This window comes from Arthrobacter sp. E1SS-5 (genome assembly GCF_057073715.1).
Map to the genome: position 1 here is coordinate 4318404 of NZ_CP172703.1, position 19583 is coordinate 4337986.

Sequence of the window (19583 nt, forward strand, 5' to 3'; positions counted from 1 at the left end):
GACACCATGCGGTGTCCCTGCCCGTTTTTGTTTGGCGTTTGTTGGTGTGGCTCAGGTGGGGCACTGCCTGCCCGGCCGGGGCACCTAGGGAACGGGTTCGACGTCGTTCGCGTGTTCCAGCGGTGAGGCCGGCACCTGGGCGCCCTTGGCGGCGTCGGAGGCCACGGCGCGCAGCTCGTCGAGCCGGACCAGGATGACCCCGCCCACGATCAGGACGCCGCCCAGGAGCTGGACAGGTCCGGGAAGTTCACCGAGCAGCAGCCACGCCCACAGGACGGCAAAAAGGACCTCGGTGAGGGACACGAAGGATGCCACCTTGGAGCCGAGTGCCCTGGCCGCCATGATGCCCGAGGTGTAGGCCAGCACGGTAGCCAGCACCACCAGCCCCGCAAGCGACACCCACCACGGCGTGGTCCAGGGTCCCAGTTTGGTGTCCGCGGTGTTGAAGGCCATGGGCAGCAGGCCGGTGGCGGCGGCAAGCCACATCACCGCGGCACCCACCATGAGTCCCCCGGACGCCAGCACGATGGGCGGCAGGGTGTCGTTTTCCCTGGCCGTGATGAAGAAGTAGATGGCCAGGCATACTGCGGCAGCCATACCCCAGAGGACGCCGACCAGGTCAACCTTCACGGCGCCGGTAAGGTCCAGGACCAGCACCAGTCCGGCCAGGGACAGCAGCGTCCCGCCGGCGGTGAGCACCCGCGGACGGCGGCGGCTGGCGGCCCAGAGCCAGAGAACGATGATGACCGGCGCCAGGTACTCCAGCAGGAGCGCGACGCCGACGGACAGGCGTGCCACCGCATTGAAGTAGAACAACTGGCAGGCAGCCACGCCGATAAGCCCGAACAGCACGATGGTGAGCCAGTTGTCCCGCAACTGGTGCCAACGGCCCTTCAGTGCAGACACCGCGGGCAGGGCGAGGATCAGGGCTGCACCGGTAAGGCGGGCGGTGACCGCCGCACCAGGGGACCATCCGGTTTCCAGCAACGACTTGGCGAACGATCCGGACAGGCCGAAGACGGCCGAGGAGAACAACGCGATGCCGAGCCCGGACGCCATGAAGCCGGTCCGCGTGGCGGGCGGTTCCGGCGTGGGGTTGTGGTTGTTGGCGGCAGGCACCGTCGCCTCCTGTCAGGAGTAAAGTGGGGTAATGCTCATGACATTACGCTTCGGCGCTGTAAGGAGTCAACATGGTTTTCGCCCCTGACACGGAAGTGGCGCTGCGCACGGTGGTGAACCTCATCAACACCGCGGCAAACGGCAGGGAAGGGCTGGCCTCCGTTACGGACCTGGACAACTTTCTGGACGCGGAGGGATTTTCCGGAGCACGGAACCGGGATGCCGCGGAACTGGAAAGCGTGCTGCAGCTGCGCCGCGAACTGGCAGTTGCTTGGACAGCGGATGAGGACGCCGCCGTGGACACAGTCAACCGGCTGCTGCGCGACGCGAACGCCCTGCCGCAGTTGATGAAGCACGACGGGTGGGACTGGCACCTGCACGCCACGGCACCGGAGGCGCCCCTGGCGGACCGGATGAGTACCGAGGCGGCAATGGCCCTGGCTGACGTCATCCGCAGCAAGGAAATGGACCGGCTGCGCATCTGCGAGTCAGAGGACTGCGACGCCGCCGTGCTGGACCTGAGCCGCAACCGGTCCAAGCGGTACTGCGATACCGGTAACTGTGCCAACCGCGCCCATGTTGCCGCCTACCGCGCCAGGCAGGCGGCGGCGGGCTAGCGGGAACGGGCAGTTCTGACGGCGGGAAGTCCTGCTAGCGCTGGGGGGTGCCGTCCGTGCCGTCACCGGGGGCCGGCGGGGTTTGGCTGCCGGGAGCACCGAAGCCGTGGCTGGAGCCTCCGTGGGGCGGCGCTTTAGGCGCCGAACTCAGGTTAACGCCGGAGCCCTTGCCCAGGTGTTCCGCGTTCTCCTTGTAGCTCATGGACAGCATCGCGGCGATCACCAGGGTGACGATGAAGGCGATGCCGGCCGCAGTGAAGGCGAGGTCGAAGCGGGGTGCGCGGGCGCTACCGCCGGAGGCGAAGATCAACACCGCAATGAAGGCGACGACGGCCCAGAATGCCGAAAACATCAGGGGACCCTTCACCGAGGTCCGCAGCTTGCGCGGTTTTCCTTGATGCTGGTCAGCCACAGTGGTTCCTTCCTGCAGGCGGCGCCGGGCCGGCCTGGTTTGCGTTTGCGGTGTCGCACCCATTTTCTACATAAAGTAGAAGGCACTCCTCCTAGTTTACGGCTTTCCTGCCCCGGCGCGGGCATCGTGCCGCAGGGTCAGGCCGGAAAGTACCCACAGGACACCGGAAATGATTGCTCCGCCACCGGCTACACCCAACAGCGCGTGGGCGCCGAGGTTGATGAAAAACGGCAGGAGCACCGCTGTCCCGATGCCGATAATCCCCGAGGTAATCCAGTCCCGGGCGAGCACGTGGCGGCCCTTGTACTGAAGGCCACATGCCAGCTCAATGACGCCGGCCACACTCAGCCCCAGGGCTGCGATCACCCCGAACAACAGGTCACTGTGCAGGAGGAGCACGGCGAAGCCGGCACCGGCCAGGACTGCTCCGCCGGCGGAAAGCAGCTTGCCGGGGGCAGAGTTCGGGGCGAAGCCCGACGCGGGGACGGCGCGGAGCGACACCACACCGGCGGCCAGGAGGTAGAGCCCGCCGGCCCAGCCCATGACCTCCACGGACGGAGAAGTCCAGAAGACCGTCACCGCGCCAAACACCAGCGCAGCAGCCGATCGGAGCAGGACCGGCTTCCAGAGGTCGTTACGGGGGGCGGTTCCGGGAGCAGCGCCCGCGGGGGTGGATGGTTGCGTCACCGGTCCAGTTTAGTGGGGGCGGCTGGGAGGTCTAACCGGGGCCGCCTCAGGCGGAGCCGAGCACCATCCAGCGGTCGGAGCGCGAACGCAGGCCCAGGGTGACTGCGCGCACCGCCATGTACCCCAGCGCGAAGGCAACCCAGAGCCAGCCGAGCCCGGAGGCGCCGTCGGCGCCGGACAAAGCAACCCAAGCCAGCAGCGGCACGTAAACCATGAGGTTTACCAGCCCCGCGAGGGCGAGGTACCGCGCGTCCCCCGCGCCGATCAGCACACCATCCAGGACAAAGACGTAACCGGCGATGGGCTGCCCCGCGGCCAGGACCCAGAGTGCCACCATAAGCACCTGCTGCACCTGGTGGTCAGGGGTAAACAGCGCCCCGGCCCAAGGTGCCGCCGCGGCCAGCAGCAGGCCGGTCAGCACGCCGAAGCCTGCGCCCCAGCGGATCATGGTCCCGGTCAGCAGCCGGGCCCGGACTGCATTGGATGCGCCGAGCTCCTTGCCAATAAGCGCCTGGGCGGCGATGGCCAGGGCATCGAGCGCGAACGCCAGGAAGGAAAAGATGGTCATGGCCAGCTGGTGCGCGGCGAGGTTCACCTCGCCCTGGGCCGTTGCGACCAGCACCGTGGCCAGGATCGCGGCGCGCAGGCTAAGAGTCCGCAGCATGAGCCAGGACCCCACGCGGCTCAAGCTGCGGATGCCCCGCCAGCTGGGCAACAGGCTTACGCCGTGGCGCACAGCGTTCCGGCGCACCATCACCACATATACGGCTGCCATGGCCCACTGCGCCAGGCTTGTCCCCACAGCGGAGCCCACCACGGACAAGCCCAGGCCGTAGACCAGCCAGAGGTTCAGGATGATATTGACGCCGAATCCGGCGGTGGCCACCACCAACGGGGTTCGCGTGTCCTGCAGGCCGCGCAGCACACCGGTACCGGCAAAGATCAACAGCATGGCCACCAGCCCCGGCATGGACCAGCGGAAGTAGTTGACGGCGAACGTCCGGACGCTGCCCTCGGCACCCAGGAGGTCCACCAGCGGGTCCGCAGCGGCAAAGCCGGCCACCGCAAGGAGCACGCCAAGGATCAAAGCCAGCCATACGCCGTCGCGACCCGCCGCCAGGGCCTTGCCCAGCTGCCCGTCACCGATGGCCCGGGCAACAGCCGGAGTGGTTGAGTAGGCCAGGAAAACCATGAGTCCGACGGCGGTCTGCAGCACGGCCGATGCCAGCCCCACCCCCGCAAGCTGGGCGACGCCGAGATGCCCCACGATGGCGGAGTCCGCCAACAGGAAGAGGGGTTCGGCCACCAGCGCCCCGAAGGCGGGGACGGCGAGGCGGAGTATCTCCCGGGCCGGTCCGCGGGTGGCCGGAAACACGGGGGCAGGTTGTTGGGGCACGGTGACAGCTTAATAGCGCCCTCCGACAGCCGACATGAGATGACCCACATTCCACCTCCGATAGTTGACACTTCAACTAAGCTTCGGAGAGAGTGGACCCATGAACCAGCCACAACTGACCACCACTGCCCTTACAGCCCTCCGCCTGGTCCTCGGCTTCCTCTTTGCAGCCCACGGCTGGCAAAAGTTCAATGAGTGGACCATCGCGGGCACCCAGGCCTCCTTCGCCAAGATGGGGGTGCCTGCGGCCGACGTCATGGCCCCGGCCATCGCCGTCCTGGAACTGGCCGGCGGCATTGCCTTGATCCTGGGCATCCTCACCCGCGTGGTAGCCGGACTCCTTGTCCTGGACATGCTCGGCGCCCTCTTCCTGGTTCATGCCCCTGCCGGCATCTTTGCCGCGAACGGAGGGTATGAACTGGTCCTGCTCCTGGCCGCAGCGTCATTCGCGCTGGCCCTCACCGGCGCCGGCCGTTTCTCCGTGGACCGCGCGCTCTTCGCCCGCCGCACTTCCAGGCTGGCGGCCCTGGCCTAGGCCCGGCCCGGATTGAAGCAGCACTGCCTGACGGCGGCCACGCACAAAGGTGCGTGGCCGCCGTCGTGGTTAATGCGGGCGCGCGGATTGTTGCGGCCCCAACCGGCCGGTAACCGGGGCCGTCAGTAAGATCGCACCATGACTGAGACCGGCCGGCCCAACTCCGTGACCCTCCGCTTCCTGGCCGCCCCCACCGACGTGGGCCATAGTGGATCAGTGGATGCGGGCACTGTACTCGAGTGGGTGGACAAGGCCGCATATGCCGCAGCGGTGGGATGGGCCAAGGCCTATTGCGTGACCGCCTATGTGGGCAACATCCATTTCGCCGACCCCGTCAACAGCGGCGACATGGTGGAGGTGGAGGCCACCATCGTCTACACCGGACGGTCATCCATGCACATCCATACAGTGGTCTCCTCCGGCGACCCGAAAGGCGGCCCTGCCACGATGCGCAGCACGTGCATGGTCATCTTCGTGGCCGTGGGAGCGGACGGCAAGCCCGTCCCGGTGCCGCAGTTCGAGCCTGTCACGCCGGAGGAGATTGAGCAGCGGGACCACGCGCTGGCCAGGATCAAGGTCCGCGAGCAGATCGTGGAAGCTATGAACCGGCAGGAATATACCGACGCCGGCACCGCCGAACGGGTGACGCTGCGGTTCATGGCCGCGCCCACCGACGTGAACTGGGGCGGCAAGGTCCACGGCGGCATTGTGATGAAGTGGATCGATGAGGCCGCCTACGTGTGCGCCTCACGCTACTGCGGCCGGGATACCGTGGCGGTGTTCTCCGGTGGAGTGCGCTTCTACCGGCCGCTGCTGATCGGCCACGTAGTGGAGGTGGAAGCCCGGCTGGTATACACCGGGACCAAGGGCATGCACATCGCCGTCCACGTCCGTTCCGGCGACCCCAAGGGCCGGGAACTGAACCTCACCACCTACTGCCTCACCGTGATGGTGGCGCGCGACGACGAGGGCACCTCAGTGCCCGTCCCCGCCTGGGTGCCTGTCAGCGACGAAGACAAACGGCTCCACGCTCACGCCCGCGAACTCCTGGAGATCCGGGGAACGGCGCCCGGGAACCGGCTGCCCAACCATCTGCTGGCGCAGGGCGCTTAGAAGCCCCCACCGCCACCGCCGTCACCGGCCATGTTGGCGAACCGTGAGTAATGGCCCTGGAACGCCACCACGATGTCCTTGGTGGGACCGTTACGGTGCTTGGCCACCAGGATGTCCGCCTCGCCTGCGCGCGGAGACTCCTTGTCGTAGACGTCTTCACGGTGGAGCAGGATGACCATGTCGGCGTCCTGCTCGATGGAGCCGGACTCACGGAGGTCGGAGACCATGGGCCGCTTGTCCTGGCGCTGTTCCGATCCACGGTTCAGCTGGGACAGGGCGATTACGGGGACCTGGAGTTCCTTGGCCAGGAGCTTCAGTGCACGTGAGAACTCGGAGACCTCCTGCTGGCGGGACTCAACCTTTTTGCCGGAACTCATGAGCTGGAGGTAATCCAGGACCACGAGCTTGAGGTCGTGCTGCTGCTTGAGCCGGCGGCATTTGGCCCGGATCTCCATCAGGGACATGTTGGGGCTGTCGTCGATGAACAGCGGGGCCTCATTCATTCGCCCCATGGTGGTGGCGATCTTGGACCACTGCTCGTCCTTGATGGTGCCCTTGCGGAGATCCTGGAGGCTGATGGTGGCCTCGGCTGAGAGCAGGCGCATGGCGATCTCGTTCCGGCCCATTTCCAGGGAGAACATGACAGTGGCCAGGTTGTGCTTGATGGCTGCGGAGCGGGCGAAGTCCAGGGCGAAGGTTGACTTGCCGACGGCGGGACGGGCGGCGATGACGATCATCTGGCCGGGGTGGAGTCCGTGGGTCAGTTCGTCGAGTTCGTAGAAGCCGGTGGGGACGCCCACCATGCCTTCCCCGCGGTGGCCCGACGCCTCGATTTCGTCCACCGTGGACTCCATGACGTCCTTCAGCACCACGTAGTCTTCCGCGGTGCGGCGTTCGGCTACGGCATAAACCTCTGCCTGCGCCTGGTTAACCAGGTCCTCCACCTCGCCGTCGGACCCGTAGCCCAACTGGACGATCTTGGTGCCGGCGTTCACCAGCCGGCGTAGCACCGCACGCTCGGCCACGATTTCGGCGTAGTAGCCGGCGTTGGCCGCAGTGGGGACGGTCTGGATCAGTTCGTGCAGGTAGGCGGGGCCGCCGATCCTGTTGATTTCAGCCCGCTTGGTCAGTTCATCGGAAACAGTGACGGCGTCCGCAGGTTCGCCCCGGCCGTACAGGTCGATGATCGCTTCGTAAATGGTCTCGTGGGCGGGCCGGTAAAAGTCCTGGCCGCGGAGGATTTCCACAACATCGGCGATGGCGTCCTTGGAGAGCATCATGCCACCCAGCACCGACTGTTCGGCGGCGATGTCCTGCGGGGGCTTCCTGCTGGCGTCCGATCCACGGGTTGCCTCGACAGGGTCCAGATGCGCGATTGACAAAGCTGCCGTCCTTCATTCGTACCGGGCCTGCGTCCGGTGATCCATCCTGCTCGCGGCCTCCGGAAAATCCGGCTTCCGCTACTTGTCCAGTTCTATCCACCGGCTCTGACAATCGAGTGCCCCAGGGGGTTCCCGCACAAGCCTGCTGGAGTTATCCCCAGTATCCACAGCTTTTCCACAGGTACGCGGGAAAGGCGGCAGAGTGGGATCCGAATCGAAGCAGGGTGGGCCCTGTTTCGGCCGTGGAGAACAGGTACCCCGCTACGCTAACCGCCGGGGTGCCGGCAGCAAAGCCAGCATGCCGGAACGGTTGTGGATAACCTGTGCAGTACGGGGCATAGCTTGTGCACAGCCTGTGGGGAAGCCTGTGGATATAAAAGTTTTTCGACCCCGAATAGTGTGCTGACCTGCGCAAACGCTAAATTTGGCATGTGGAGTAAATATTTCTTTGGCGGAATTTCATCCACAGGCCCGTTGGCGCCAGGCGCCGGGAAGCAGGCGGGAAGTATGCCCCCGGGGGTTGTAGGTCCACGCCGTGTCCCTGCTCATATTCCACACTGGGAGTTTGACGGGCAGTAGCCGGGGCTGTATGTCCACCGGTGAACAGTGCTGTGGATAACCATGATCTGGATTAAGATTTTGGTAGCCAGAACATGCAGCTGTACAACCAGCAGCAGGAAGATGGCTGGGCGGATGGCCAGCAAAGCAATCGCACCTGGCAAGGGCCAGGAAGTAAACAGAACGGCTCGTAAAAATGGAATCCCTTGTGGTCCCGGTCCTTATCCTGCTCGTGGTGGTTGCGGGGGTGACGGTGGCGTACCGCGCCACCCGGAGGCGCAGGGCTGCACGCCCCTCCGCCCCCGCCCAGCCCGCCGCGACATCACTGGAGCTGGCCCGGACGGCGGCGGACCGGTTGTCGGAAGACGAACACCGGCGGCTTTACGCGTTGATTGCGCAGGGCCAGGCCATGGCCGCCATCAAGTTGTACTACGAGATCACCGGAGAGGGGCTGCGGGCCTCACGGGACGCCGTGGGCGCCCTGGCCGCCCACCCACAGCCTTACCGGCACCAGGAACCGGCACCGGCCGTTGAGGAGGACGACGAGGAGCCGCAGCGGTTCCCCTACCGGTACCGGGCCATTGCCAGCAAAGGCGACGTCACGCGCGAGGTGAGCAGCAACATGCTCAACGACGAGATCTATGGCAGGATCCGTACCCTGGCGCGGAGCGGCGACACGGAGGCGGCGGCCAGCGCCTTGACCCGGCACTCTGACATCTCACTCACCCAGGCGCGGGAGTTCATCGCGCTGCTGGATGACTAGAGGGTGGACTAGCGGGGCCCTGCGATACCCGCCAGCAGCTGCTCGAAAGGCAGGGATTCCAGCGGAGCGGGCTTCCGGCCCGGCTGCGGCCCCTCAAGCAACCGCGCGAATTCGCCGGCGGCACGCTCGATGCGGTCCGCAAGTGATCCACCGCCCTCTTCCGCGGTGCCCCAATCCTGGGGTCCCGCAAAGACGCCGGTTGCAGCCATGCGGGTACGAAGGTAGCTGAAAAGCGGCCGCAGTGCGTAGTCCAGGACCATCTGGTGCCGGTCCGTGCCGCCGGTGGCGCCCAGCAGGACTGCCTTGCCGTCCAGCGACTTGGGGTCCAGGACATCAAAGAAGGACTTGAAGAGGCCGCTGTAGGACGCGCTGAAAACCGGTGTTACGGCGATAATCCCGTCCGATGCCTCCACCCCGGCGATAACTTCCGCCAAACGCGGTGCGGCGTAGCCGGTCACGAAGTTGTTGGCGATGTCCACCGCCAGATCACGGAGTTCGACGATATCCACTGCCACGTCGAAGCCGCCCGCCTTGAGCTGACGCTGGGCGGCTGCCGCGAGCTGGTCCGCCAGCAGCCGGCTGGATGAGGGGACGCCGAGACCGGCGGAAAGGACGGTGATGCGGCGGGTTTCCATGACATTCTCCTGGTGCTTGTTCAGTTTCATCATACATGCATATGCATCTATACCGATGAACTGCCGGCAGCTTCGAAGTATTCCCGCACAGGTCCGGGGGACCCGGATCCCGTCATCTCTGACCGGAACCCCGCCCTGCTCAGAGCAGCACGCTCCCCTTGATGCAGGTGGAGGAATCGCCGCCCACCCAGATCTCCCCGCCCTCAGCACTGATGTGGATGCGCCCCGCCCGCCCCAGGACGGTCCCCTGGGCGGCGATGTACTGCTCCGGCGCACGTCCACTTCCAATCAGCCACTGTGCGGCTCCGGCGTTGAAACTGCCCGTGACCGGGTCCTCCACCATGGCGTCGCCCGGCAGGAACGTGCGGACCTCAAAGTCGGTACCGGCACCTGCTGCATGAGGCCCAATGACTCCAACCTTCAGGCCGCCCATGGCTGCCTGGTCCGGCTCAAGGGACAGCACCTGTTCGGCAGACCCCAGGAGGACCCCGATCCATTCCGGACCGTTGACCAGCCAGGCGGCACCGAGGAGATCATCAATAGGCAATCGCAGTGCTGCCGCCAACTGCCGGCGCACCGGCGCTTCCACGGGGCCGAAGCGCGTCAGGGGTGGTGCCGCGAAAGCCAGCCTCCCGCCGTCGCGCCTTACCCTCACCAGCCCGGCCCCGCACTCCTGCACCAGATACCCGTCCGCCTTTGGCACTCCGCCGGCTTCCAGCCAGGTGTGGGCCGAACCCAGCGTGGGGTGGCCCGCGAACGGGAACTCCTCCGAGCCCGTGAAGATCCGGACCCTGTAATCAGCGCGGGGATCCTCGGGCGGGAGGAGGAAGGTGGTTTCCGAAAGGTTTGTCCAGTTGGCGAAGTGCTGCATCGTCGCGGCATCCAAGCCCTGGGCATCAAGGACGACGGCGAGTGGGTTGCCGCGGTAGGGCTGGCTGGCGAATACATCCACCTGGTGGAAAGGACGGCTGCGGGGTGTCGGGTTCACCGGAGCGGGCTACCACCGCCAAAACGAAAGACCCCCGCCGCCGGAAACCGGCAACGGGGGTCGTGACGTGGAGTGGGAAATTACTTTCCTGCCACCACGTCGAGTTCGATCACAGCAGCAACGTCAGCGTGGAGGCGGACGTTGGCCTGGTAGGAACCAACCGACTTGATGTGGGCCGGCAGTTCAACCTTGCGCTTGTCGATCTTGCCAAGGCCAGCGGCCTCAACAGCGTCGGCGACGTCGCCCTGCTTGACGGTGCCGAACAGGCGGCCTGACTCGCCGGCCTTGACGACCAGCTTGACCGGCTTGGCGGACAGTGCAGCAGCCTGCTTCTGAGCGTCTTCCAGGGAAGCGTGCTCGCGGGCAGCGCGGGCAGCCTTGATGGACTCAACCTGCTTCTCGCCACCCTTGGACCAGGTCAGGGCGAAGTTGCGGGGCAGCAGGTAGTTACGTGCGTAACCGTCCTTGACCTCGACAACATCGCCGGCAGCACCGAGACCGGTAACTTCGTGGGTCAGAATGAGCTTTGCCATGTTAGTTAATCCCTTCCTTAGCCGCGGCCAGCGCCGGAGTAAGGCAGCAGAGCAACTTCGCGGGCGTTCTTGATTGCCTGGGCGATCTTGCGCTGTTCCTGCACCGTAACGCCAGTGACGCGACGGGCGCGGATCTTGCCGCGGTCGGAGATGAACTTGCGCAGCAATGCTACGTCCTTGTAGTCGATGACAGTGATGTCAGCGGCCTTCAAGGGGTTGGACTTTGGTTTGGGCTTACGGAGTTCAGCCTTAGCCATCGTGGAGCTCCTATTCTAGGGAGCCCGTGGATATTGATCCACGGGATGGTGGTGGTCCGACGGCGGCAGCTGCTTTGGGTGCGTTGCGCACCCTGGCAGTTCCGGCGCCGGGCCGTTGTTTGGGTTTTAGAAGGGAGGTTCGGAATCGGGGCCGTTGCCCCAGCCGCCTGCGTTGGATACACCGGGCGTGGCCCAGGGATCGTCCTGTGCAGCCTGCTGGTTGCCGCCGCCCCAGCCTCCGCCGGAGTTGCCGCCCTGGTTTCCACCAGAGTTGCCGCCTCCGAAGCCACCGCCGCTGTTGCCGCCGCCGAAGCCGCCGCCACCCTGTCCGCCGGAGCGCTGGGTGCGGTTGACCTTGGCGTTGGCGTAGCGCAGGCTCGGGCCGATTTCGTCGACCTCAAGCTCAATAACGGTGCGCTTTTCGCCTTCTTTTGTTTCGTAGGAGCGGCTCTTCAAGCGGCCGGTAACGATGACGCGCATTCCCTTGGTGAGGGATTCGGCAACGTTTTCGGCTGCTTCACGCCAGACAGCGGCGCGGAGGAACAGGGTCTCCCCGTCCTTCCACTCGTTGGACTGGCGATCAAAGGTACGGGGGGTGGAAGCGATGGTGAAGTTCGCTACTGCCGAACCGGACGGTGTGAACCGCAATTCCGGGTCATTGGTGAGGTTACCGATGACCGTAATGGTGGTCTCGCCTGCCATCTACTGCCTCCTTGTTCGATCCTGGGTGAAGAGTGCGTTTCCTGCGGGGTAAAGAATGAAGCCGGCTGAATTACTCAGCAACAACCTTCTGCTCTTCGGGGCGGGTGATCTTGGTGCGCATGATGGTCTCGTTAAGAGACAGCTGGCGGTCAAGTTCCTTGGCGGTCTCCGGCTTGGCGGTGAAGTTCACCACGGCGTAGATACCTTCGGACTTCTTCTTGATGTCGTAAGCCAGACGGCGACGGCCCCAGATGTCAACCTTTTCGATGGTTCCACCATCGTTGGTGATGACGTTCAGGAACTTCTGAAGCGACGGCTCAACGGTACGCTCTTCGACCTCGGGGTCGATGATTACCATCAATTCGTAAGGACGCATATGTGAACCCACCTCCTTTGGGCTAAGCGGTTACGGCATTTCCGTAACAGGAGGTTCATTTGCGATTCCATGCAATGCCTAGCCGCCGGAACGGAGGCAGGACGCAGCACAGACTTCAATATCCTAGTGCATTTGGACCCGATAGGCGATTCGCGCTTGACTCAAAGCTAGCCGGATGCTGCCGGGCGCGGGGATGTTCGGTGCTGCTATGTGGAAAACCGGCCCAGGGCCAGGCCGCTTCCGGCTTGAGGCACTTCCCACCTGCCGCCGCGTGAGTCCCGTTACCTAATTGTGATTTAAGCTCCGGATTCGTGTACGGTCGAGCGGGGGCCGCCCCCAGCCGGCCCCAATCCCGGATGACGCCCAGCTCTGCCGCTTCCGGTGATCCACCAAGTACCAGGCAGAGGCGGGGAACCCAAAGTCTCACGGGCCTGGCTTGCGCCTGCCCTGGGGTGAAGCCGCCCCTACGCGGCCGGATGCCTCATCCGAACCCGACAGCTAACTCCGCAGGCGTTGAGAGGTAACTTCCGCATGCCCGCACACCGCAACCACAGCGCCGACCCAGCGCCCCGTTATCAGAACGAGACAGTTTCCGGCACTCCCCTTCCTTCTTCCTCCGAGGCGAAACAAGGCCCCGCGCGGCGGTCCTGGCCCCTGGCTGCCGGCCTCGCCGCAGCGCTCCTCGGGGCGGCTTCCCTGGGCCTCGGCCTGGCAAACAGCACCCACCCCACGGATGTAGCCCGGGTGGCGAGCGCCTCCGACACCGGCAGTGGTGTCCCCGTAAACGATGTCCCCACGCAGGAGCCTTCAGTTGCTCCTGCCCCAGCCACGCCGGCTCCCGCACCCCCCACGGCCAGCGCTCCCGCGCCAGTCCCGGCGCCGCCCCAGGCCGCTGCCGTCCCGGAGCCACCGGCACGCGCCTCCGCGGCCACCCCCGAGGCTCCCATCGCCGTGGCGCCCGCCGCAGCCCAGCTCGCCAACAGCGGCGCGCCGATGCCCACCGGAGTGCCCGGGAACTGGACCCTGGCGTTTGCCGATGACTTCACCGGCGCCGGACTGGACACGGCCAAGTGGTCCGGCTGCTGGTTCTCCCCCGGCTGCGGAACCATGAACAAGGTCACCACCAGCCCCGCGAACGTCTCGGTGGCCAACGGAAACCTTGCCCTGGGCCTGGCATCCTCCACCTCCGGCGCGTTGGTGTCGACCAACCCGAAGGGCGGGGCAGGCACGGGCTTCCAATTCACCACCGGCTACGTGGAGGCCCGTATCAAGTTCCCCGGCAACGCAAATGGCCTCTACAACTGGCCCGCGTTCTGGACCACGGGACAGTCCTGGCCGGCCACCGGCGAGAACGACATCGCCGAGGTGCTGCAGGCCAGGATGACCGTTAATTACCATTCCACTTCCGGCTCCCAGAACCAGGGCGGCGTAGGCGGGAACTGGGCCAACGAGTACCACACATTCGGGCTGCACCGGATGGCAAACTCCTCCGATGTGTACTTCGACGGCGTCAAGGTCAAGTCCTACCCCACGAATGACGGAAACGCCCCGCAGTACATCGTGCTGAACGTGGGCGCCTCGTCAACGAACCCGGCCTACGGCCCCCAGTCCCAGATGCTGGTGGACTACGTGCGGGCCTGGCAGTAGCCAGCCACTCACCTATGTAATGAAGGACGACGGCGGGACCTCCCGCCGTCGTCCTTTCGCTTTTCCTGTGGTTTCCCTCAAGGTTGCCTAAAGCAACCCTTCCACGCCCAGTGTGATCCATTACACTCTTGCAATGAAGCTCCTGTACGTGACGGAAAGCGTGCCCAACCGGGACCCGGAACTGGGCGATGGAAGCTCCATGATTCCGCACGAGGTGATCCTCCACCTTCCTGCCGATGTTGCCGTCACGCTGCTGACGTTCTCCGGCCCCGTTCCGGTACCGGAAGACATCAGGAACCGGTGTGAAACGGTGTATGAACTGGCACCGCGGGAAGAACTTTCAGCCTTCGTGCGGTCCCTGGGCGGCCTCACCGGCTTGGGAAAACAGCGGCGCTCCACACCCTCCGCCCGCGCTGCAGCCGCCCGCCTGTCCGCCGGCCAGGACGCCACGCTCATCCATGGACCGCACGCCCTTTTCCTCTCCCACCACATCACCGGGCCCCTGGTGCTGCAGACGGTGGACCCTTGGTCCATCCGGGCCGGCATGGACACCGCGATTGCGCGGACCTTCCGGCCCGCCTACCGGCTGCGTGAAGAGTTGGCGGCACGCGCTGAACGGCATTTGCCGCCACGAGCGCGCCTGCTGACCGTCGGGGCCCAGGATGCTGCCGCGTGGTCCGCCAGGCTGGACAGGCCGGTCAGGAGCATCCCCAACGGAACGGAAGTGGCAACAGGACCCCGCCGGCGGGGGGACGTACCCGTGGTGTGCTTCGCGGGCAGCCTCAACTATGCCCCCAATGTGGACAGTGCCACCGTATTGGTTCAAAGGATCGCGCCCCAGGTGTGGCGGGAGGTCCCGGACGCCCGCTTCGTCATCGCGGGGCGCCGGCCCATACCCGCTGTGCAGGCGCTGGCCGGCCCACAGGTGGATGTCCTGGCCAACGTGCCCTCCATCCTGGATGTTTTCCACGGGGCCGACGTGGCAGTCTTCCCGGACGAGCACGGCGTGGGCATCCGGAACTCGGTACTGGAAGCCCTGGCAGCCGGGCTGCCCGTGGTGGCGACGCCGGTGGCCGCCAGGGAACTGCCCGCGCATCCGCTGCTGGCCGTTGAAGGCAGCACTGAGGCACTTGTCCGCAGGGTGGTGGAGCAACTTACCCATCCCCGGGCGGGGCAAGGGCCGCCGGAAGGACCTGGGCAGGGCACGCTTCGAGGCGGAACCACCGGAGGAGCCACCGGACGAGCCACCCCTGTCCGGACCTGGGAAACCGTCGCCGGGGAATACCTGGCGGAGGTCCGTGCGGCTGTTGCTGCGTCTTCCCCGGCCGGGGTACTCTCCCAACCGAACAGGCAACCGTGACATACGCGCCGGGGGAATTGGAACGCAAGGGCGTCCGGGGGGCCCTGTGGCAGGGCATGGCCTTTGCCTCCGGCAGGGTGATCGTGCTGGTCACCACGGTGGTGCTGGCGCGGCTCCTGTCACCTGCGGAATATGGCCTCGTTGCCCTGGCACTGGTGCTCATGGCATATGCGGAAACCATCGCTGACGCCGGCGTGGGGCAGGCGCTGGTCTATCTCCCCAGGACACCCGTCATAGCGCGCTCGGCACTGCTGCTTTCCGTTGCCCTGGGTGTGGGCCTGGCCCTGGCGGCGGTGCTCGCCGCCGACACCGTGGAGGACGTCGTTGGGCTCGACGGTGTGGCCCCGCTGGTGCAGGTCCTGGGCGTTTCAGTGCTGGCCACCGCGTGCGGTGCCGTCCCGGAGGCCATCATGCGCCGGGACCTGAAGTTCAGGCAGCTGACGGCGGCTCCGGTGCTCCGCGCCGCAACCATGGGAACGGTGACCCTCTACCTGGCCTTCACCGGCCACGGCGCCTGGTCGCTCGCCGTCGGAACAGCTGCCGGGTCCGTGGCCTACGCCGCCACCTGCTGGTTCCTGATCCGCCACGAGGCGCCCTGGCAGCTGTGGCGGGTGAGTCGCAGCGCAATCGGCGAGAACGTCCGCTTTGGCGCCCCCGTCGCCGGCAGCACCTTGCTGGCCAGGGCGATTTTCGACGTCGACTACCTGGTGATCGGCGTCATCCTGGGCGCGCAGGCCCTGGGCCTCTATACCCTCGCCTTCCGGCTGCCCGAAGCCTTGATCCTGAACGTCTTCTTCGTGCTCTCCACCGTGCTGTTCCCCCTGTATACCCAGGTCCGCGGGGACCGGCAGCGGCTGCGGGACGGGTACCTGAAAAGTGTCACGGTGCAGGCGCTGTACGGCATTACGGCGGGCGTGGGACTGGCCGTGGTGGCCCCCGTCCTGGTACCGGTCCTGTTTGGCCAGCAGTGGGAGCAATCAGTCACGCCGCTGGTATTCCTTGCGCTGTACGCGGCGGCCCGGTCCCTTGGCGCCGGCGCCAACGACGTCTACAAGGCCATGGGCAGGCCGGGGCTTTCCATCTGGATTTCCGTGGTCCGCCTGGTGGTCCTCCTCCCCGCGCTGATCTTTGCCACGCGCTGGGGCATTGTGGGGGTTGCCTGTGCCCAGATGGTGGTGGCTGTGGTCTTCGCGTTCGGCATGCAGGCGGTAGCCGCCAAAGTAATGGGAACCAGGATGCGCCGCATGCTCCGCTCCGCGGCACCCGGCCTGGTGTGCGGCGCCGCGGTGGGGCTGGTGGGCCTCCTGAACCTCGCGCGGCATGCGCTGGGGCCCGTCCCCACGCTGGCGGTCATGGTGGTTGCCGGCGTAGCGGTGGTGTACGCGGTGCTGCGGTTCGGCTACCGGGAGCTGCACGACGAGATACTCGGTCTGTTCAGGCGCAACCATGAAAGTTCGGGAGCGGCGGAAAGCCCGACCTCCTAGGGTTTCCTGCCCCCTGGGACGGGGAACTTGTTGCCCCTAAACGGCTTCCACCACGTGCCGCCACAACCAGAAGTCCCTGTCGGCCTGGAGGGTGGCGCGGACTTTTCCGTTCCCCTGTAAGGGATCCACCTCCGCTTCCTGGGCCAGGCGGTCGGCGAGCGTGGCCGTGGACCGGGCCCAGGTGGCGACGACCAGCAGGGGAAGGAGCGACTGGTCCACTCCCCTCATGCCAAGGTGGCGGGACAGCGGGTCGAGGGCCCACCCGCCCTGGCCGAACGCCTTGTCGAAGGCCGCCAGCTGGGCCTCCCTGGCGAACGCCTGTTCGCTGGACTCGCTGAGGTACTGGAGGTAGAACACCAGGTCATGCCCGGGCACGCCGTCGGTGAGGGACCGTTCCCAGTCCATGACCTGCAGGGCGCCGCCGGGCTTGATGAGCAGGTTGGGGTGGCTCAGGTCGCCGTGTTCGATGACGGCGGGCAGCTCCGCCTGGCGCAGGGGTGCCAGGAGTTGGTGGGTCCGCTCCACCAGTTGGCCGGTGAAGGCATCCCCCGCCAGGCCTTCAAGTGCCGCCAGGGGCTCGGCGACGGCGCGCTGGTACCAGTCGGTGTTGTCCGCGGCAGCGTGCGTGCAGGGAAGGGACGCCACAAACTCCGCTCCGGTGGCGACGGCGGACGGCAGGTCTGCGGCCACCGTCCGCGGATCAAGGGGCACGCCGGTCAACGCGGTTTCCACGAGGACCGTGAAGGGTCCCACGTCCCTGATCCCCACCAGGCGTGGAACCCCGCCGCCGGAGCTGTCGACGGCGGCCGAGAGTTGGTCCAGCATGCCGGCCTCACGACGCACACCACTGTTGTCGCCGGGCTGGCGGGGCACTTTCACCACCAGGGCGGGTTCCCTTTCCCGGGAGGGAAACACCAGGGCCACCACGTGCCGGGAGGTTGCGAAGCGCGGGGTCAGCAGCAGCGTCTCCCAGTTCTTCCCCAGGCCGTACCGGTCAAGGGCAAACTCGTCGAAGTGGTCCCGCAGGAACTGGTCCACGAAACTCATGGCTGCTCATTCCTTTCCGGCCGCCGGCCCGTGACGGTGCCCTCGGGAACCAGGAGGTCGAAGACGCGCAGCGCAAGGGCCATGCGTACCGCGGCTGCTTTCAGTGCCCCGAAACGCACGTCCTTCCGCAGGGCCAGGGTGTCCTTGATGGCCACGCCGGACTCCACCGGAACCAGCCTTGCGGTGCGCTCACGGTTGGGGGCATTCCAGTACAGGGCAACGTCCTGGTAACCGTGGCTCTCCAGCGTCCGTTTCCAGCCCCTCAGGGTGCGGGGACCGGAGCGCTGCAGCAGGGACCGGCTGGCCTCCACACAGATCCAGCCACCTGGTTCCAGCGCCATTCCTGCGCTTTCCATCTCGCCGGCGTTGGGCGAGGCCAGCAACACCACGTCACAGGTCCTGCCGCCGGGCCCGGTTCCGGGCAGCCGGACCGCATCCGGATCCAGCAACCGCAGCGCGGACTCTGCCTCAGGACCCACCTTCCCGGCGAAGCCAAGGGTCCGGGGCTGCAGGACGGGAAGCAGGAACCGCCAGTCCAGGAGCCGCCAAAGATGCAGGGACAGAGCCTCAGTGGCGCTGGGCTCCGTGGCGGGACCCGCCTGGGATGGAGGTTCGACGGCGGAGGCCTGCTGGGGAGGGCGATGCCGGGTTCCCTTGGCGGCAGGAGGGGAGAACGAGTCCCAGATGATGCCGGTGGCCAGGCGCTGCACAGCCTCTGCCGGCTGCGCAGCATCCACCACCCTGCTGCCGCGGAGCCGCCCGGCCAGCATGAGGTAGTCGTTCCGCCACGATTCCAGGAGTTCGGGGCTGTGTTCACCCTTCCGCGCAAACATGACTGCGCCGGGCACATCCAGCACCAGGAGTACATCGGGGGCGGGGATCACGGCCATTGCCAGTGCATTGCTCAGGCTTGCCAGCGGGCCGCCCCCAGAGCCGGCAAGCAGGGCGTCATACGCCACCCTGTCCATCAGCACCACCTTGCCCATGCGGCGGTAAAACCTCGCCAGGACGCCGCCACGCACCAGGCGGTAAACCTTCTTGGCCGTCCGCCCGCCCGGAACCCGGTTGAGCACCTTGTCCCAGGGCCCCGCCCCCCACAGGCCCATGTAGACGTATTTGGTAGGCAACGGCACATCCGCGTGCAGCCCATTCAAAAGGGTTGTCTTCCCGGCCCCGTCCGGAGCCATGACGCCCAGCAAGGGGGTATGGCCCTGGACCCGGGCGCCGGACCGCCGCAGCGTCCGGTTGGCTGCGGCGATGAGCCTGGCGTTAGCGCCGCCGCTCCACGAAGCCCTCATCCGGGCAGCGATGGCGGGCGCATCCCCGAATCGTTCGGCCAGGACCAGGTTCAGCATGTCCGTTGCCAGCCCGGCACCCACCCGCCGCCGGACCGACTCCGCGATCCTGCCGCCGTCGGCCGCCACCTTGGCAGCCGCGCGGGCCAGTTCCTGCCGCTCCTGCGGCACATCGCCCTTGTCCATGAACAGATGCAGCAGCAGGAGCCAGGCCTGGTCCGCAGCGTCGGGGAGCCAGTAGGAGCCGTGACGGATCCGGCGGCGCAGGCACCGCGCCGCCCACGACGTGCGCCACTGCTGGCAGGGGCCGAAGGCCAGCTCCGACACCACGTCCAGCTTGATCCAGGCATCCTCCTCCGACGAGTAGCAGAAGTAGAACCTATGGCTGCCGTGGCCCCAGGCCAGGACGCGGCAGAATCCCGCGTCAGCCATCAGGCCGTCCAGGCGGGGCAGGATCTGCCGGTCCACCAGGAGGTCAACATCCCCTGCCGGAAGGGCCAGATCGTCCTCGCCGCGGAGCAACAGCCAGGGCAGCCCGGCCCCGTCAAGGACACTGAAGACGGCCGCCACCCGGGGGTGGATTTGCCGGGTACCGGCTACCGGCTGCCCTGCCGGGCGGCCGATGTCCCCCAGCTCTTCGGGAACAGGAAGGTCACTGGTGATATCCATGGTGAAAT

At 66.4% G+C, this 19583-nt stretch carries 20 protein-coding genes and 1 riboswitch; of the genes, 7 read left to right on the plus strand and 13 right to left on the minus strand.

Annotation, left to right across the window (positions count from 1 at the left end; all coding sequences use genetic code 11):
• Positions 1 to 84: 84 nt before the first annotated feature.
• Positions 85 to 1059, minus strand: a complete 975-nt coding sequence (locus tag ACIGJD_RS20135) for an EamA family transporter (protein ID WP_483689551.1) — start codon at positions 1057 to 1059, stop codon at positions 85 to 87.
• Between the two features lie 131 nt (positions 1060 to 1190).
• Here ACIGJD_RS20135 and ACIGJD_RS20140 point away from each other — a divergent pair, with 131 nt between their 5' ends.
• On the plus strand, positions 1191 to 1736 hold the full coding sequence (locus tag ACIGJD_RS20140) for a CGNR zinc finger domain-containing protein (RefSeq protein ID WP_483687679.1): 546 nt from the start codon (positions 1191 to 1193) through the stop codon (positions 1734 to 1736).
• A gap of 34 nt (positions 1737 to 1770) precedes the next feature.
• On the opposite strand, the gene ACIGJD_RS20145 is transcribed toward ACIGJD_RS20140, so the two are convergent.
• From ACIGJD_RS20145 to ACIGJD_RS20155, 3 genes are all read right to left on the minus strand, one after another.
• Positions 1771 to 2148, minus strand: a complete 378-nt coding sequence (locus ACIGJD_RS20145; protein WP_483687680.1) for a hypothetical protein — start codon at positions 2146 to 2148, stop codon at positions 1771 to 1773.
• 96 nt (positions 2149 to 2244) lie between these two features.
• Positions 2245 to 2835 (minus strand): hypothetical protein, encoded by a 591-nt coding sequence (locus ACIGJD_RS20150; RefSeq protein ID WP_483687681.1) that lies wholly within the window; start codon positions 2833 to 2835, stop codon positions 2245 to 2247.
• A gap of 46 nt (positions 2836 to 2881) precedes the next feature.
• A complete protein-coding gene (locus ACIGJD_RS20155; protein ID WP_483687682.1) occupies positions 2882 to 4231 on the minus strand; it encodes an MATE family efflux transporter in 1350 nt (449 codons plus the stop codon).
• Positions 4232 to 4331: 100 nt separating this feature from the next.
• Here ACIGJD_RS20155 and ACIGJD_RS20160 point away from each other — a divergent pair, with 100 nt between their 5' ends.
• Entirely contained in the window at positions 4332 to 4766 is a 435-nt protein-coding gene (locus ACIGJD_RS20160) for a DoxX family protein (RefSeq protein ID WP_483687683.1), read from the plus strand.
• A gap of 138 nt (positions 4767 to 4904) precedes the next feature.
• Complete coding sequence (locus ACIGJD_RS20165; protein WP_483687684.1) at positions 4905 to 5879, plus strand: acyl-CoA thioesterase; 975 nt, start codon at positions 4905 to 4907, stop codon at positions 5877 to 5879.
• Here the strand turns inward: ACIGJD_RS20165 and dnaB are convergent.
• On the minus strand, positions 5876 to 7261 hold the full coding sequence (dnaB, locus tag ACIGJD_RS20170; RefSeq protein WP_142132093.1) for a replicative DNA helicase: 1386 nt from the start codon (positions 7259 to 7261) through the stop codon (positions 5876 to 5878). The two genes, ACIGJD_RS20165 and dnaB, sit on opposite strands and share 4 nt — an antisense overlap.
• Positions 7262 to 8015: 754 nt before the next feature.
• Here dnaB and ACIGJD_RS20175 point away from each other — a divergent pair.
• Positions 8016 to 8582, plus strand: a complete 567-nt coding sequence (locus ACIGJD_RS20175) for a hypothetical protein (protein WP_483687685.1) — start codon at positions 8016 to 8018, stop codon at positions 8580 to 8582.
• An 8-nt stretch (positions 8583 to 8590) separates the two neighbouring features.
• On the opposite strand, the gene ACIGJD_RS20180 is transcribed toward ACIGJD_RS20175, so the two are convergent.
• The 6 genes from ACIGJD_RS20180 to rpsF form a co-directional block, all read right to left on the minus strand.
• On the minus strand, positions 8591 to 9217 hold the full coding sequence (locus ACIGJD_RS20180) for an FMN reductase (protein WP_483689552.1): 627 nt from the start codon (positions 9215 to 9217) through the stop codon (positions 8591 to 8593).
• Positions 9218 to 9356: 139 nt separating this feature from the next.
• Entirely contained in the window at positions 9357 to 10205 is an 849-nt protein-coding gene (locus ACIGJD_RS20185) for a PhzF family phenazine biosynthesis protein (RefSeq protein WP_483687686.1), read from the minus strand.
• A gap of 80 nt (positions 10206 to 10285) precedes the next feature.
• Positions 10286 to 10738 (minus strand): 50S ribosomal protein L9, encoded by a 453-nt coding sequence (gene rplI / locus ACIGJD_RS20190; protein WP_018769834.1) that lies wholly within the window; start codon positions 10736 to 10738, stop codon positions 10286 to 10288.
• A 17-nt stretch (positions 10739 to 10755) separates the two neighbouring features.
• A complete protein-coding gene (gene rpsR, locus ACIGJD_RS20195) occupies positions 10756 to 10995 on the minus strand; it encodes a 30S ribosomal protein S18 (RefSeq protein WP_003800144.1) in 240 nt (79 codons plus the stop codon).
• A gap of 126 nt (positions 10996 to 11121) precedes the next feature.
• Positions 11122 to 11697 carry a single-stranded DNA-binding protein gene (locus ACIGJD_RS20200; RefSeq protein WP_141158852.1) on the minus strand — a complete coding sequence of 192 codons (576 nt, stop codon included), beginning with the start codon at positions 11695 to 11697 and terminating at the stop codon, positions 11122 to 11124.
• Between the two features lie 70 nt (positions 11698 to 11767).
• On the minus strand, positions 11768 to 12073 hold the full coding sequence (rpsF, locus tag ACIGJD_RS20205) for a 30S ribosomal protein S6 (protein WP_015939036.1): 306 nt from the start codon (positions 12071 to 12073) through the stop codon (positions 11768 to 11770).
• A gap of 377 nt (positions 12074 to 12450) precedes the next feature.
• Positions 12451 to 12600, plus strand: a riboswitch (cyclic di-AMP (ydaO/yuaA leader).
• Positions 12601 to 12604: 4 nt separating this feature from the next.
• Here rpsF and ACIGJD_RS20210 point away from each other — a divergent pair.
• The 3 genes from ACIGJD_RS20210 (at position 12605) to ACIGJD_RS20220 (ending at position 16564) form a co-directional block, all read left to right on the plus strand.
• Positions 12605 to 13720: a glycoside hydrolase family 16 protein gene (locus ACIGJD_RS20210; RefSeq protein WP_483687687.1), complete on the plus strand. Its 1116-nt coding sequence runs from the start codon at positions 12605 to 12607 to the stop codon at positions 13718 to 13720.
• A 133-nt stretch (positions 13721 to 13853) separates the two neighbouring features.
• Positions 13854 to 15080, plus strand: a complete 1227-nt coding sequence (locus ACIGJD_RS20215; RefSeq protein ID WP_483687688.1) for a glycosyltransferase — start codon at positions 13854 to 13856, stop codon at positions 15078 to 15080.
• Positions 15077 to 16564, plus strand: coding sequence for a lipopolysaccharide biosynthesis protein (locus ACIGJD_RS20220; protein ID WP_483687689.1), 1488 nt, complete (start codon positions 15077 to 15079; stop codon positions 16562 to 16564). Before ACIGJD_RS20215 ends, ACIGJD_RS20220 begins: the two co-directional genes overlap by 4 nt.
• Before the next feature lie 36 nt (positions 16565 to 16600).
• Here ACIGJD_RS20220 and ACIGJD_RS20225 read toward each other — a convergent pair whose 3' ends face one another.
• Positions 16601 to 17611: an aminoglycoside phosphotransferase family protein gene (locus tag ACIGJD_RS20225; RefSeq protein ID WP_483687690.1), complete on the minus strand. Its 1011-nt coding sequence runs from the start codon at positions 17609 to 17611 to the stop codon at positions 16601 to 16603.
• Positions 17608 to 19575 (minus strand): nucleoside/nucleotide kinase family protein, encoded by a 1968-nt coding sequence (locus ACIGJD_RS20230; protein ID WP_483687691.1) that lies wholly within the window; start codon positions 19573 to 19575, stop codon positions 17608 to 17610. Before ACIGJD_RS20230 ends, ACIGJD_RS20225 begins: the two co-directional genes overlap by 4 nt.
• Positions 19576 to 19583 lie beyond the last annotated feature (8 nt).

Excerpts from the sequence above, each read along its gene's own strand:
- ACIGJD_RS20135 (WP_483689551.1), bottom strand. The coding sequence starts at position 1,059 with ATGGCGTCCGGGCTCGGCATCGCGTTGTTCTCCTCGGCCGTCTTCGGC.
- ACIGJD_RS20140 (WP_483687679.1), top strand. The coding sequence starts at position 1,191 with ATGGTTTTCGCCCCTGACACGGAAGTGGCGCTGCGCACGGTGGTGAAC.
- ACIGJD_RS20160 (WP_483687683.1), top strand. The coding sequence starts at position 4,332 with ATGAACCAGCCACAACTGACCACCACTGCCCTTACAGCCCTCCGCCTG.
- ACIGJD_RS20165 (WP_483687684.1), top strand. The coding sequence starts at position 4,905 with ATGACTGAGACCGGCCGGCCCAACTCCGTGACCCTCCGCTTCCTGGCC.
- ACIGJD_RS20175 (WP_483687685.1), top strand. The coding sequence starts at position 8,016 with ATGGAATCCCTTGTGGTCCCGGTCCTTATCCTGCTCGTGGTGGTTGCG.
- ACIGJD_RS20180 (WP_483689552.1), bottom strand. The coding sequence starts at position 9,217 with ATGGAAACCCGCCGCATCACCGTCCTTTCCGCCGGTCTCGGCGTCCCC.
- rplI (WP_018769834.1), bottom strand. The coding sequence starts at position 10,738 with ATGGCAAAGCTCATTCTGACCCACGAAGTTACCGGTCTCGGTGCTGCC.
- rpsR (WP_003800144.1), bottom strand. The coding sequence starts at position 10,995 with ATGGCTAAGGCTGAACTCCGTAAGCCCAAACCAAAGTCCAACCCCTTG.
- ACIGJD_RS20200 (WP_141158852.1), bottom strand. The coding sequence starts at position 11,697 with ATGGCAGGCGAGACCACCATTACGGTCATCGGTAACCTCACCAATGAC.
- rpsF (WP_015939036.1), bottom strand. The coding sequence starts at position 12,073 with ATGCGTCCTTACGAATTGATGGTAATCATCGACCCCGAGGTCGAAGAG.
- ACIGJD_RS20210 (WP_483687687.1), top strand. The coding sequence starts at position 12,605 with ATGCCCGCACACCGCAACCACAGCGCCGACCCAGCGCCCCGTTATCAG.
- ACIGJD_RS20215 (WP_483687688.1), top strand. The coding sequence starts at position 13,854 with ATGAAGCTCCTGTACGTGACGGAAAGCGTGCCCAACCGGGACCCGGAA.
- ACIGJD_RS20225 (WP_483687690.1), bottom strand. The coding sequence starts at position 17,611 with ATGAGTTTCGTGGACCAGTTCCTGCGGGACCACTTCGACGAGTTTGCC.
- ACIGJD_RS20230 (WP_483687691.1), bottom strand. The coding sequence starts at position 19,575 with ATGGATATCACCAGTGACCTTCCTGTTCCCGAAGAGCTGGGGGACATC.